General features: G+C 73.3%; 12 protein-coding genes. 3 read left to right on the top strand and 9 right to left on the bottom strand.

The genetic code is table 11. The features are described 5' to 3' along the window. The first annotated feature begins 13 nt into the window (after positions 1-13). Entirely contained in the window at positions 14-1594 is a 1581-nt protein-coding gene (locus tag IO20_RS0126745; RefSeq protein WP_030554565.1) for an MDR family MFS transporter, read from the top strand. 85 nt (positions 1595-1679) lie between these two features. On the opposite strand, the gene cseC is transcribed toward IO20_RS0126745, so the two are convergent. The 6 genes from cseC to IO20_RS0126710 form a co-directional block, all read right to left on the bottom strand. Continuing rightward, entirely contained in the window at positions 1680-2996 is a 1317-nt protein-coding gene (cseC, locus tag IO20_RS0126740) for a two-component system sensor histidine kinase CseC (protein ID WP_030554567.1), read from the bottom strand. Positions 2997-3005: 9 nt separating this feature from the next. Next, complete coding sequence (gene cseB, locus IO20_RS0126735; protein ID WP_030554569.1) at positions 3006-3707, bottom strand: two-component system response regulator CseB; 702 nt, start codon at positions 3705-3707, stop codon at positions 3006-3008. A 54-nt stretch (positions 3708-3761) separates the two neighbouring features. Continuing rightward, positions 3762-4553 carry a hypothetical protein gene (locus tag IO20_RS0126730; RefSeq protein WP_030554571.1) on the bottom strand — a complete coding sequence of 264 codons (792 nt, stop codon included), beginning with the start codon at positions 4551-4553 and terminating at the stop codon, positions 3762-3764. Continuing rightward, positions 4541-5113: a SigE family RNA polymerase sigma factor gene (locus IO20_RS0126725; RefSeq protein ID WP_030554572.1), complete on the bottom strand. Its 573-nt coding sequence runs from the start codon at positions 5111-5113 to the stop codon at positions 4541-4543. Before IO20_RS0126725 ends, IO20_RS0126730 begins: the two co-directional genes overlap by 13 nt. 174 nt (positions 5114-5287) lie before the next feature. Continuing rightward, positions 5288-6280: an HhH-GPD family protein gene (locus tag IO20_RS0126720; protein WP_245685055.1), complete on the bottom strand. Its 993-nt coding sequence runs from the start codon at positions 6278-6280 to the stop codon at positions 5288-5290. Positions 6281-6349: 69 nt separating this feature from the next. After that, on the bottom strand, positions 6350-7021 hold the full coding sequence (locus IO20_RS0126710; protein WP_030554575.1) for a phosphatase PAP2 family protein: 672 nt from the start codon (positions 7019-7021) through the stop codon (positions 6350-6352). A 257-nt stretch (positions 7022-7278) separates the two neighbouring features. Between IO20_RS0126710 and IO20_RS0126705 the strand changes: the two genes are divergently transcribed. Continuing rightward, positions 7279-8130 carry a hypothetical protein gene (locus IO20_RS0126705; protein WP_078946184.1) on the top strand — a complete coding sequence of 284 codons (852 nt, stop codon included), beginning with the start codon at positions 7279-7281 and terminating at the stop codon, positions 8128-8130. 36 nt (positions 8131-8166) lie between these two features. Here IO20_RS0126705 and disA read toward each other — a convergent pair whose 3' ends face one another. Next, positions 8167-9291, bottom strand: coding sequence for a DNA integrity scanning diadenylate cyclase DisA (disA, locus tag IO20_RS0126700; protein ID WP_030219786.1), 1125 nt, complete (start codon positions 9289-9291; stop codon positions 8167-8169). A gap of 251 nt (positions 9292-9542) precedes the next feature. After that, on the bottom strand, positions 9543-10946 hold the full coding sequence (gene radA, locus IO20_RS0126695) for a DNA repair protein RadA (protein ID WP_030219784.1): 1404 nt from the start codon (positions 10944-10946) through the stop codon (positions 9543-9545). Between the two features lie 161 nt (positions 10947-11107). On the opposite strand from radA, the gene IO20_RS0126690 reads away from it, so the two are divergent. After that, entirely contained in the window at positions 11108-12916 is a 1809-nt protein-coding gene (locus IO20_RS0126690; RefSeq protein WP_030554579.1) for a BACON domain-containing protein, read from the top strand. Between the two features lie 10 nt (positions 12917-12926). Here IO20_RS0126690 and IO20_RS0126685 read toward each other — a convergent pair whose 3' ends face one another. Further along, positions 12927-13682: a DUF3109 family protein gene (locus IO20_RS0126685; RefSeq protein ID WP_397792808.1), complete on the bottom strand. Its 756-nt coding sequence runs from the start codon at positions 13680-13682 to the stop codon at positions 12927-12929. Between the last annotated feature and the right edge of the window lie 50 nt (positions 13683-13732).

The following is a 13732-nucleotide window of genomic DNA, read 5'->3' as shown; positions in this document are numbered from 1 at the left end:
TAAGGGGACACCGATGGCAGCGCGAGCGACAGCGAATCCAGTAGCAGAGGAATCGGACAAAGCGCCGCGCAGCGTCCGCGTCGTCCTCCTCGCCCTCATGATCGCGATGCTCCTCGCGATGCTGGACAACATGATCATCGGCACCGCGATGCCGACGATCGTCGGCGAACTCGGTGGCCTCGAACACCTCTCCTGGGTCGTCACCGCCTACACCCTGGCCACCGCCGCCTCCACGCCCCTCTGGGGCAAGGTCGGCGACATGTTCGGCCGCAAGGGCGTCTTCCTCGCCTCGATCGTGATCTTCCTGATCGGTTCGGCGCTGAGCGGCATGGCCCAGGACATGGGCCAGCTCATCGGCTTCCGTACGATCCAGGGCCTCGGCGCCGGCGGCCTCATGGTCGGCGTCATGGCCATCATCGGCGACCTCATCCCGCCCCGCGAGCGCGGCAAGTACCAGGGCATGATGGCCGGCGTGATGGCCCTCGCCATGATCGGCGGCCCCCTCGTCGGCGGCACCATCACCGACCACTGGGGCTGGCGCTGGTCCTTCTACATCAACCTGCCGCTCGGAGCCGTCGCCCTCGCCATGGTCACCACCGTCCTGCACCTGCCGAAGAAGCAGCGCGCCACGGGCACCCGGATCGACTTCCTCGGCGCCGCGCTGCTGACCGTCGGCATCACCGCGATCGTCCTCGTCACCACCTGGGGCGGCACCGAGTACGCCTGGGGCTCGGCCACCATCGTCGGCCTCGGAGTCGGCGGAGCCGCCGCGCTCGCCGCCTTCCTGTACGTCGAGACGCGGGCGAGCGACCCGATCATGCCGCTGCACATCTTCCGCAGCCGCAACTTCACCGTGATGTCCCTGATCGGCTTCATCACCGGCTTCGTGATGTTCGGCGCGGTCCTCTACCTGCCGATCTTCCAGCAGTCCGTCCAGGGCGCCTCGGCAACCAACTCCGGTCTGCTGCTCCTGCCGATGCTCCTCGCGATGATGCTCGTCTCGCTGCTCGTCGGCCGCTTCACCACCAGCACCGGGAAGTACAAGATCTTCCCGATCGCGGGCGGCGCCCTCATGACGGTCGGCCTCTTCCTGCTGTCCCAGATGGACACCGGCACCTCCCGGCTGACTTCCGGGATCTACATGGCCGTCCTCGGCGCCGGCATGGGCTTCCTCATGCAGATCACCATGCTCGTCGCCCAGAACAGCGTCGAGATGAAGGACATGGGCGTCGCCTCGTCCTCCACCACCCTCTTCCGGACCCTCGGCTCCTCCTTCGGCGTCGCGATCATGGGCGCGCTCTTCACGAGCCGCGTCCAGGACGAGATGGCGGCGCGCGGCGGATCCGGACTCACCGAGCAGACCGCCCAGCTCGACGCGGCGAGCCTGGCCAAGCTGCCGCAGGCGCTCCGCGAGGCCTACCAGCACGCGGTCGCCTCGGGCACGCACAGCGCCTTCCTGGTCGCCGCCGCGGTCTCCGTCCTCGGCTTCGCCCTCGCCTTCCTCGTCAAGGAGGTCGCGCTCCGCGGCGCCGGCCCCGCGCCGGCCCCGAAGGCGGCGGGCGACGACCAGGCGAAGGTCGCCGAGACGGTCTGATCGCGGCAGGGGTACGAAAAAACGGTACGAAAAAGGGGGGCCGGTCCCGGAGGGGACCGGCCCCCTCGCGTAGGCGGCCGGAGGCTCAGTCCGGCGGCCGCAGCACCGGGAAGCTGCCCGTGTTCGTCGGCGCGTGGTCCGGCAGCCACAGCACCGCGATGGCCCCGCCCACCCCGTTCGGCGCGCTCTCGGAGGCCACGTTCCGGAAGGTCAGCCGGGCGCCGAGGACCCGGGCCTGGCCCGCCGCGATCGTGAGGCCCAGGCCGTGGCCCTGGCCCGCCCGGTCGCTCGATCCCGTACGGAACCGGCTCGGGCCCTCCTTGAGGAGCGCCTCGGGGAACCCCGGCCCGTGGTCGCGGACGCGCACCACCCGGCCCTCGACGGTGACCTCCACCGTCGGCCTGCCGTGCTTGGCCGCGTTCGCGAGGAGGTTCCCCAGGACGCGTTCCAGGCGCCGCGGGTCGGTGTTGACCCAGGACTCGTGGACGACCCGGACGACCACCTCCGGGTCGAGCGCCCGCACCCGCCGCTCCACGAACTCGCCGAGCGCGATCTCCTGGAGCTCGGCCCGTTCCGACGCGCTGTCGAGCCGGGCCACCTCCAGGACGTCCTCGACGAGCGTCCGCATGGCCTGCGCCCGGTCCCGTACCAGCTCGGTGGGGCGCCCGGGCGGCAGCAGCTCGGCCGCGGTGAGCAGCCCGGTCACCGGGGTGCGCAGCTCGTGCGCGATGTCCGCGGTGACCCGCCGCTCGGCCTCGATCCGTTCGTTGAGGGCGTCGGTGAGGGCGTCGACCGCCCACGCCAGGTCGTCGGTCTCGTCCCGTACGACCCCGCCGACGGCCTCCCGTACCCGGACGTCCGTGTTGCCCTGGGCGACCCGCCCGGCCGCGACGGCGGCCTTCCGCAGCCGCCGGGAGAGCTGGCCGCCGATGAGGACGCCGAGCGCGCAGCCGCCGAAGACCACCGAGACGGAGCCGATGACGAGGGCCCGGTCCAGATCGTTCATGATCGTCGCGCTGCGGTCGGCGAAGGGGATGTGCAGCGAGAGCACGTCGCCGTTGGCGAGCGGTACGGCCGCCCACACGTCGGGCGGCCCGCCGTCCCGGTGCTCCTGCACGTAGGTCCCGCGCCGCTTGTCCCGCATCAGCTGGTCGAGCTGGGCGGGCAGCGAGGGGTCGTTGATCTTCGTGCCGAAGCGCGGTTCCTTGGGCTTGGACGTCTCGTACATCCGCTGGGCGAAGAGCAGCCGCTCCATCTGCACCTCGCGCGCGTTGTCGAGCATCGAGATCCGGGCGGCGTTGTGCACGACGACGCTCAGGGTGACCGCGATCAGCGCGCCGACCGCCGCGATGGCGACGGCGATCTTCCAGCGGACCCCGGTGCGGAGCGGGAACGGTCTCACACCCCGGCCCTAACCCTTGAGCTTGTAGCCGAAGCCGCGGACCGTCTCGATCCTGTCCTGGCCGATCTTGGCGCGCAGCCGCTGCACGTGGACGTCCACGACCCGGGTGTCGCCGCCCCAGCCGTAGTCCCAGACCCGTTCGAGGAGCTTGTCGCGGGACAGCACGGTGCCGGGCGCGGACGAGAACTCCAGGAGCAGCCGCATCTCGGTCGGGGTCAGCGCGACCGGCGCCCCGTCCCTGCGGACCTCCATGCCCTCGGTGTCGACCTCCAGGTCGCCGAAGACGAGCAGCCCGCAGCCCGGCCCCTCCCCGCCCTGCTCGCCCGCGCCGGGCCCGCCCGCGTGCCCGAAGCGGCGCAGTACGGCGCGGATGCGGGCCATCAGCACGGAGCCGTCGAAGGGCTTGGTGACGTAGTCGTCGGCGCCGGCCTCCAGGCCGAGGACGACGTCGATCGAGTCGGCGCGCGCCGACAGCATGATCACCGGCACGGTCGACTCGTCGCGGATGCGGCGGCAGAGGCTGACCCCGTCCATGCCCGGCAGCATCACGTCGAGCAGGGCGATGTCCGGCCGCTGCGCCCGGAAGGCGTCCAGGCCCGAGAGCCCGTCGGGGACGGCCGTGACGCGGAAGCCGTCCCGCTCCAGGGCGAGCTGGGTGGCCTCACGGATGACGTCGTCGTCCTCGACGAACAGGACATGGGTCTCGGCCATCGTGCGTGCCCTTCGGGTGCGTGTGCTGCTGCGGTGGTGGTGGGGGAGGGGGGATCAGTTGGCGGTGGGCTCGCTCGGCGCGGGCTCCTCGATGCCGCCGTCGCCGACGGCCCGGCTGTAGTCGTTGTGCACCCAGTCGTGCTGGGTGAACCTGTTCCCCGACCAGCGGTACGTGATCACGTCCTCGCCGGAGGGATACGCGACCGGGTCGCCCTTCGCGTACACCTGCTTGGTGACGATGAGCTCGCCCCGGTCGATCGTGGCGTAGACCGCCGCGTCCTCCGCCATGAAGACGTTCTCGTACCGGTCGCTCTGCTTCCGGTAGACGTACGTACCGATGCCGACGGCATCGCCGCAGGTCATCACGTTGACGACGACATCGGGGGCGGGTCCGTCCGTGAGATTGCCGTAGGAGGCGTCCACCGGGTAGGCGTCCGCGACGCACGGCTTCAGATCGGCCTTGAGGCGCGAGCCGATCTTCGGGTCGGCCTTGAGCAGCGCGATCGGGTCGACCCGCTCGGCGGCCCGTGGCTCACCGTCGGCGGACCCGGAGGGGGTGGGGGCCGATGCCACGTCGTGGGTGCCGGCCGCGCCCTCGTCGCGGGATCCGGTGCCGCCGGTGGAGCAGGCGGCCATGGACAGCCCGAGGGCGACGAGCCCGGTCGCCGCCGTGATGCTCGCCGCCTTGACGGTACGGCGCCGACGGCGGTCCCCTGCCCCGTCCCGACCGGAACCGGTGTCCCCGCCGTTGCCGCTGCCCCCTCCGCTGCCGAGGTCGCGTCTGTCGCCGTCGTGTCGACCGTCGTCGTGTCTGCTGCCGTCGGCTTCGCCGTCTAGGCCGCGCACCGCTCCCGCTCCCGTTCGTCGCCTCGTACGGTCGTCCGCTCCCCGGACCGCCCCAGGGCCCGGGCGTCGAGCTCACGGCTCTCCAGCTCCTGGCGGAGCCGTGCGAGCGCGCGGTGGAGCGTCGACTTCACCGTACCCGTCGACATGCCGAGCGCCGCCGCCGTCTCCTCGGTGCTCATCTGTTCCCAGTGGCGCAGGACGACGACGCTGCGCTGCTTCGGCGCGAGCACCTTCAGGACGTCCATGAGGAGGGCCCGGTCGGCGTGCTGCTCGGTGGGGTCGTCGCCGCAGGCGTCGGGCAGCTGCTCGGTGGGCACTTCTTCGAGCTTGCGGGAGCGCCACCACTCGGTCCGGGTGTTGATCATGACCCGGCGCAGGTAGGCGTCGGCGAGGGACTTGTCGGCGATGCCGTCCCAGCGTCCGAACGTGCGGGCGAGGGCCGTCTGCAGAAGGTCCTGGGCGTCGACGGGGTCGGCGACGAGACGGCGGGCACTGCGCAGCAGCGCCTCCTGCCGCGTGCGTACGTACTCCTCGAAGTCGAGTACCTCGCCATGCCTCATCCGAACCGCCTCCGCATACCCCGTGACCAGCTTTTCCTCGTGTCGTGGCCGACGCTACGGAGCTGTTGTCACGGGGCTGTGCGGGGCAGCCGTCGGTGGACGCACGGCTGTCCATCGGTTGTGTAACAGAGGGGGCGGCGGAGGTTTCGCGGCCGCGGTCGCCTCCGCCGGTCCTCAGGACACCGGAAGCCGGTAGTACCCGCCCTCCAGCGGTTCCACGAGCCCGTCCGCGACCAGCCCGTCCAGGGCCCTGGCCCGCTGCACCGGCTCGTCCCAGACCGCGTCCAGGGCCGCCTGCGCCACCGGTTCGCTCGTGTCCCGCAGCACCGCGAGGAGCCGGCCGCGGACCTGACGGTCGGTCCCGGCGTACGTCTGGCCGCGCCGCGGCGGGCCGTCGTGGGCCGGCTTCCCGGAGAGCAGCCAGGCGCACTGCCCGGAGATCGGGCAGCGCCCGCAGTCCTCGTTCTTCGCCGTGCAGACCAGCGCGCCCAGCTCCATGGAGGCGGCGGCCCAGCGGGAGGCCGTCGCCTCGTCCTGGGGCAGCAGGGCGCGGGCGAGCCGCCGCTCGGCGGCGGTGGTCGCGTTCGGCGGGTACTGGACGCCGGTCGCGGCCCGCGCGAAGACCCGGCGCACGTTGGTGTCGAGGACCGCGTGCCGCTGCCCGTACGCGAAGGAGGCCACCGCGGCCGCCGTGTACTCGCCGATGCCGGGGAGCGCGAGCAGCTGGGCGTGATCGCTCGGCACGTCGCCCCTGTGCCGTTCCGTTATGGCCACGGCGGCGGCGTGCAGCCGCAGGGCCCGCCGCGGATAGCCGAGCCGTCCCCAGGCGCGGACCGCCTCGCCGGGGGCGTCGGCGGCCAGGTCGGCCGGGCGCGGCCAGCGCGCGAGCCACTGCTCGTACACGGGCAGCACCCGGACGACCGGGGTCTGCTGGAGCATGAACTCGCTGACCATGACGCCCCAGGCCCCGGCCTCGGGGCGGCGCCAGGGCAGGTCACGGGCGTGCCGGTCGAACCACGCGAGGACCGGCCCGTGCAGCTCGGCCGGGGGCGTGGGCAGGGCGGAGGCGGCGTCGGCCTCAAGAGCTTCCCGAGCCTCCAAGGCGGCGGAGGCAGGGGAGGCGGCGGCGGGGGCGTCAGGGGTGAGGGGAGCGTCGATGGAAGTCATGGCACCCCGATCCTGACACGTCCACGACGCGAACCGTACGTGCCGTGGCTCGGGCTCCGGGCGAGCGGCTCAGTACGCGCCGTGGCGCGCGCGCCGGGGTTCCTCAGCGCGCGAGGAGGCGTGCGCCCGGGGTCCGCGCCCCGCGCACCACACCACGGCCGAGCTGCGGCTCGACCGGGCCGTCTCCACCAGGGCGCCCACCGGGCGGACCGCCGCCCTCATGACGAGGAAGGCCACCAGGCCGCCGAGGAGCAGACCGGCGGTGACGTCGTGCGGGTAGTGCACGCCGACGAAGACGCGCGAGAAGGCCATGAGGACGGCCATCGGCACGGTCAGCCAGACGATCCCGCGCCAGGACAGCGCGAGCGCGACGGCCGCGGCGCCCGCGATGGCGGAGTGGTTGCTGGGGAAGGACCAGTCGCCGTAGGGGGGACAGGTGACCAGCGATGCCGGCGCCCCGACGACCGCGCGGCACGGACGTTCCTCGTCGATCAGCGACTTCAGCCCCTCGCTCACCACGTATCCGAAGGCGGTGGCGAGCGGCGCGAGCAGCGCGAGCGACATCGCACGGCTCGAACCGTCGCGGGAGCGCCACCAGCCGGCCAGGAACAGTGCGCCGAACAGCAGAAGTCCTGCCTCGGTCCAGACCTCGGCGAGCCACTGGAACCAGTGGGGGGTGGAGTGGGCGAAGTCGGCGACGTCGAGGTACAGCCGGTCGGACAGGTCGAGGAGCGTGTTCATGGTGGACGACGCTAACCGGAATCCGGAGTGCACCGCCCCGGGCCAACGGCCAGAACGACCCCCTACGAAAGTGGGGGTCGTCACCGGTCCCGTCCTTCCGTCCGGTTCCCGCTGTTTTCTGGTGAGTTCGCGAGGCGATCGGGGCCTCCTCACCGGAAAAGTTCCCGGAACCGACGGATGTGATCATCGGCAAAACTTGAGATCTCGGGCGGCGGGTGGGGCGGGAGTTGGCCCGGATCTCTCGTAAGGTTCGGGTCGTGGGATCTTTGCGCAATCCGGTCGGGCCGCTTCCCTCCACCATCTACTGGCGACGGAGGGCGGTGGCGGCGTGCCTGGTGGCGCTTCTCGCGCTCCTCGCCGTATGGGCCGTCACCTCCGGTGACGGGGGCGGGAAGAAGACGAACGACGCGGCCAACGGCTCGTCCCCCACCCCTCCCTCGATCACCCCCGGCCCCTCCGGCAGCGGGCCCGCGATCAGCCAACAGCCCGGCGGACGCGACGAGTCGGACGAGTCCGGCGACTCCGCCGGCGGTGACGGCGACCCGGGTGACTCCGGCACGGACACGGGCTCGGGCACCGACTCCGGTACGGCCGCCGGTACCGCGGCGGGCGCCGGTGACGGCGGCAAGAACGGCGACACCGACGGCGCGGGCGGCGACGGGGGAGCGGGCACCGGCGCGGCCCGGCAGGTACCGGCCGACTCGCCGCTCCCGAACTGCCCCGCCGGATCGCTGCAGTTGACGCTCCGCACCGCCAAGGTGAGCTACGAGGCGGGGGAGAAGCCCCGGTTCCACCTCGTCGCGAAGAGCACCTCGAACGCCGACTGCAAGGCTGACTTCGGGCCCCGCAGCGCGGTTCTGACGATCAGTGACGCCCGGGACGAGCAGATCTGGTCCTCCGCCGACTGCCCGCGCCCCGGCACCCCGATCCTGCTGCGCGTCCCCGCGAAGGCCACCGTCACCCACACCGTGGAGTGGGACCGGGGACAGAGCGCACCGCGGTGCGCCACCGCCCCGAAGGGCCAGGCCGGCCCCGGCACCTACCTCGTGGAGGCGACGATGCCGGGCGCGAAGGTGCTCCCGGCCTCGTTCACCCTCGCCAAGGACTGACGGGCGGTACGGCCCCGGACGCACGGCGCCCGGGGATCAGACGTACCGCTCCAGGATCGAGGACTCCGCGAGCCGCGACAGGCCCTCGCGCACGCTGCGGGCACGGGCCTCGCCGACACCGTCGACGGTCTGCAGGTCGTCGACACTGGCCGCGAGCAGCTTCTGCAGCCCGCCGAAGTGCTCCACGAGCCGCTCGATGATCGCGCCCGGCAGCCTCGGCACCTTGGCGAGCAGCCGGTAGCCACGCGGCGAGACCGCCGAGTCGAGGGTCTCGGGCGAACCGCTGTAGCCCAGTGCCCGTGCCACCACCGGAAGTTCGAGCAGCTCGGTGTGGGTCAGGGCGTCCAGCTCGGTGAGCGCCTCGGGGACCGTCCGCGACCGCTTGGCCGTCGGCTCCGGCACGTAGTCCCGGATCACCAGCTCCCGCTCCGGCTCCACTCCCGCGATCAGCTCGTCGAGCTGCAGCGAGAGGAGCCGCCCGTCGGTACCGAGCTCGACCACGTACTCCGCGATCTCGGTGGCGATCCGGCGGACCATCTCCAGACGCTGGGCGACGGCGGTGACGTCCCGGACCGTGACCAGGTCCTCGATCTCCAGGGCGGACAGCGTGCCGGCCACCTCGTCGAGCCGGAGCTTGTACCGCTCCAGGGTCGCGAGCGCCTGGTTGGCTCGGGACAGGATCGCGGCCGACTCCTCCAGGACCCGCCGCTCACCGTCCACGTACAGCGCGATCAGCCGCATGGACTGGGAGACGGAGACGACCGGGAAGTTGCACTGCTTGGAGACCCGGTCCGCCGTACGGTGCCGGGTGCCGGTCTCCTCCGTGGGGATGGAGGCGTCCGGGACCAGCTGCACACCCGCGCGGTGGATCTTGGTGATGTCCTTGTCCAGGACGAGCGCGCCGTCGAGCTTGCACAGCTCACGCAGGCGCGTGGCGGCGAACTCGACGTCCAGCACGAAACCGCCGGTGCACATCGAGTCGACCGTCTTGTCCAGGCCGAGCACGATGAGCCCACCGGTGTTGCCGCGCAGGATCCGTTCCAGGCCGTCGCGCAGCGCGGTGCCGGGCGCGACCGCGCTCAGCGCGGCACGCATCAGTGCTTCGTTGCCGGAGCCCGCGCCGGACTTTCCAGGACCTGTTGCCCCGTCCTTGGCTGCCACTGCACTCCTCCGGCTCGTACGGATGGGCGAGACCAGGGCAAAGTCTAGCGACACCACCCCGCCGCCCTCCGCCCCCGACCGATCCCGGGTGGTCCGAAAGGGGTCCCCGCCCTGACGCGGACCTAACCCTCCGCGCCTTTGCGAAGCGTACGGAGCGAACCTGTCACCCCACGCGCGGGGTGCCCGCGCCGGGGCCCGTGCGGCGAATCATGGCGGGGGCCTGTCCTCCGGATCAGGCCCTGATCCCTCCGCTATCCCTCCGCCGCCTCCGGGGCCTTCGCGCGCCGCCCGCGCGGCAGCACCCGCAGCGCGTCGCCCATGTCCGCGACCTCGGTCACCTTCATGCCCGCCGGCACCCTGCCCGGGTCCGTGGGGACCAGTGCGTGCGTGAAGCCCAGCCGGTGCGCCTCGGCGAGCCGGCGCTGGACGCCGGTGACCCGCCGGACCTCGCCCGCGAGCCCGACCTCGCCGATCGCCACCAGGTTCTTCGGCAGCGGGGTGTCGCTCGCCGCGGAGGCGAGGGCGAGCGCGATCGCCAGGTCGGCGGCGGGCTCGGTGAGCTTCACACCGCCCACGGTGGCGCTGTAGATGTCCCGCTTGCCCAGCGCGCTGATCCGGCCGCGCTGCTCGAGGACCGCCAGCATCATCGAGACCCGGGAGGTCTCGAGACCGGAGACGGTCCGGCGCGGGGACGGGATCTGGGAGTCCACGGTCAGCGACTGGACCTCCGCGACGAGGGGCCGACGCCCCTCCAGGGTGACCGTGAGACAGGTGCCGGGCACGGCCACGTCACGCCGGGTCAGGAAGAGCCCGGAAGGGTCGGTGAGCCCGGTGATGCCCTCGTCGTGCAGCTCGAAGCAGCCGACCTCGTCGGTCGCCCCGTACCGGTTCTTGACGCCCCGGACCAGGCGCAGGCGCGCGTGCCGGTCGCCCTCGAAGCTCAGGACGACGTCGACCAGGTGCTCCAGGAGCCGGGGACCGGCGATGGCCCCGTCCTTGGTGACGTGGCCGACGAGGAGCGTGGACATGCCGCGCTCCTTGGAGGCCCGGATGAGCGCCCCGGCGACCTCGCGGACCTGCGCCATGCCGCCGGGCGCGCCGTCGATCTCCGGGGAGGCGACGGTCTGCACCGAGTCCATGATCAGCAGGGAGGGCTTCACGGCGTCCAGATGCCCGAGCACGGCCGACAGATCGGTCTCGGCCGCCAGATAGAGATGGTCGCTGAGCGCGTTGATCCGGTCGGCGCGCAGCCGGACCTGGCTCGCGGACTCCTCGCCCGTCACGTACAGCGTGCGGTGCTCGTCGCTCGCCGCCTTGGCCGCCACGTCGAGCAGCAGCGTGGACTTGCCGACGCCCGGCTCTCCCGCGAGCAGCACGACGGCGCCGGGCACCAGACCCCCGCCGAGGACCCGGTCCAGCTCGTCTACGCCGGTGGAGCGGGCGGTCGCCTGCCGGCCGTCGACCTGCCCGATGGGCACGGCGGCGGTGGAGACCCGGCCCGCCGCGGTCGTACGGACGGCGGGCGCGCCGTACTCCTCGACCGTCCCCCACGCCTGGCACTCGGGACAGCGGCCGAGCCACTTGGCCGTCTGCCAGCCGCACTCGGTGCAGCGGTAGGACGGCCGGTCCTTGGTCGATTTCGTACGGGCAGCCATGGCGCCCACCGTAGCGGCCCCCACCGACAACGAGTCCCGGGCCGGTCGGGGGTCGCGGAATCCCCGGTTCCTGTCCCCTTTCGAGCGATACCTTCACCCGTAAGAATGAGAAGAACGCGACCGGTACGAAAAGTGCCCCCCGCGCTGCCTACGGTCACCGAGTGACGAGCAGCAGGCCGGAATCTCCCGCACGCACCACCGGCGCACACCGGGCGCACCCCGCCGCGGACGAGGGACCGCGCACGCTCGGCCGCCGGCCCCCCGCCCGGTACGAGGCCGCCCTCGACGGGCTCTTCACGTACTGCCTCTCCGTGCTCTGCGACCACGACACGGCCACCGCCGTCCTCGGCGACGTCCTCGCCGTCGCAGAGCGGCACCACGGGCGCTGCCCTTCCGACGAGGACGGCCGTACGGCCTGGCTGTACGCCCTCGCCCGCTGGGCCTGTCTGCGCAGCCTCGGCGAGCAGCGCCGCAAGCGCCAGGGCGCCCACACCGGCCGCCCCGCCGTCACCGCGCCCGAGCCGCCCCGGATCCCCGAGGAGACCGCCGAGCGGCGCCGCGCCGAACTCGCGCTGCTCGCCTGGCCCGAGGCCGCCGGCACCACGCCCGAGCAGCGCGAGGCCCTGGAGCTCGCGGTACGGCACGGCCTCAGCCACCGTCAGGTCGCCGCCGTGCTCTCCCTCGACCCGCTCGCCGCCCGGGAGCTCCTCGCCACCGCCGGCTGCGAGGTCGAGCGGACCCGGGCCGCCCTCGCCGTCGTGGAGACCGGCAGCTGCCCCACCGTCGCCCGGCTCACCGGCGACCACCAGGTGCTTCTCTCGGCCGCCCTGCGCGCCGAACTCGTCCGGCACGTCGACGACTGCCCCCGCTGCCGCCGGGCGGCCGAACGCGTCGGCGCCACCGGCTCCTGGCCGGGAGCCGGCGGCCTGCCCCCGGCCCGGCTGCCGCTCGTCGAGGCGCCCCGGGCCGCCGCGTACATGGCGATGCTGCACGTCCCACGCGCGCGTGCCGGAGCCCCGCGCTTCACCCCGACCGGCTTCCCGATGGACCCGAAGGACCACGTCGCCCGCCGCGACCGGATGCGGGCCCGCGCGGTGACGACCACCGTCGTCGCGGCCGTGGTCGCCGCGCCCGTCCTCGCCCTGTGGACCTCCTACCGGGGCGTGCCGGCCGCCGACGCGAGTGCCCGCGACGGGTCCCGGATCAGCGCGCGCGAGGCGGACGAGCCGATCGGCCCGGACGGACGCCCCCACGACCGCTACGAGAACGCGGGCAACGCCCGCACCACCCCCGAGCCCCGCTTCACCCGCGGCAGCCGAGCCCCCGACGTCTCCGTCGAGGTGATCAGCCCCGGCGGCCCCACCGGCCCGGGAGCCTCGGCGCCCGGCGAGGCGGCCCCCGGCTGGATCACGGTCTCCGCGCGCGGCCAGGGCGACCTGACGCTGCTGACCCTCACCGCCTCGGGCGGCTCCCCCGTCGAGTGGTCGCTGTGGACGGACGCGCCCTGGCTGTACGTGAACCGGGCCTCCGGCACGCTCCGCCCCGGGGAGACGGTCACGATCGCCGTCCGCGTCGACCACGCCCGCGAACCGCGGGGTGCCTGGAGCGCCAGGATCGGGGTGAACCCCTCGGGCGCGGTGGTCCGGATCGACGGGCACGGGGTCGGCGCCCCGCCCCCGGCCGCGGGCCCGGTCCCGAGGCCCCCGACGACGACCGAGCCGACGACGCCGCCGACGAGTCCGCCGACCACGGAGCCGACGACCCCGCCGCCGACGACGGAGGAGCCGCCCCCGACCACGACGGACCCGGGTCCGACCGAGCCGACGACGCCGCCGACGAGTCCGCCGACCACGGAGCCGACGACCCCGCCGCCGACGACGGAGGAGCCCCCTCCGACCACGACGGACCCGGGCCCGACCGAGCCGACGACGCCGCCGACGGAGGAGCCGCCCCCGCCGTCCACGTCGTGAAGCGCCGGCCTCAGACCTTCGGGTCGGCCGGGTGCGGGGCCACCAGCGGCAGCTGCGAGGAGAGCCGCGCCTCGCACAGCCCCGCCAGGACCTCGTACGCCTCCTGGCCCATCATCTCGGTGAGCTCGGGCCGGTACGTGACGTAGACCGGCTCCCCGGCCCCGTGCGCGGAGGTGGCCGACGTGCACCACCAGTGCAGGTCGTGGCCGCCCGGACCCCAGCCCCGGCGGTCGTACTCACCGATCGACACCTGGAGGACCTTCGTGTCGTCGGGCCGCTCGATCCAGTCGTACGTGCGCCGCACCGGCAGCTGCCAGCAGACGTCCGGCTTGGTCTCCAGCGGCTCCCTGCCCTCCTTCAGGGCCAGGATGTGCAGCGAGCAGCCCGCGCCGCCCGCGAAGCCGGGACGGTTCTGGAAGATGCAGGACCCCTCCCAGCGCCGGGTCTGCCGGTCGCCGTCCTCGTCGAGCTGCGTCCAGCCGGAGTCCGTACCGACGTCGTGGAACTGCCAGAGCTCCGGCGTGAGACGCGCCACATGGGTCGCGACCCGCTTCTCGTCGTCCTCGTCGGAGAAGTGCGCGCCGAGCGTGCAGCAGCCGTCGTCGGCCCGGCCCGCCTGGATGCCCTGGCAGCCGCTGCCGAAGATGCACGTCCAGCGCGAGGTCAGCCAGGTCAGGTCGCAGCGGAAGACCTGCTCCTCGTCGGCGGGGTCCGGAAACTCGACCCACGCGCGCGCGAAGTCGAGGCCCTTCTCGTCCGGCTCCATGTCCTTGCCCCGCTTCTTGCCGCTCTTCACGGCCTTGCCCGCCTGGGTGG

This window comes from Streptomyces exfoliatus (genome assembly GCF_000725545.1).
Taxonomy (GTDB): domain Bacteria; phylum Actinomycetota; class Actinomycetes; order Streptomycetales; family Streptomycetaceae; genus Streptomyces; species Streptomyces exfoliatus.
Note: the sequence above shows the minus strand (reverse complement) of the source record. Positions and strands in the feature narration are given on the sequence as shown.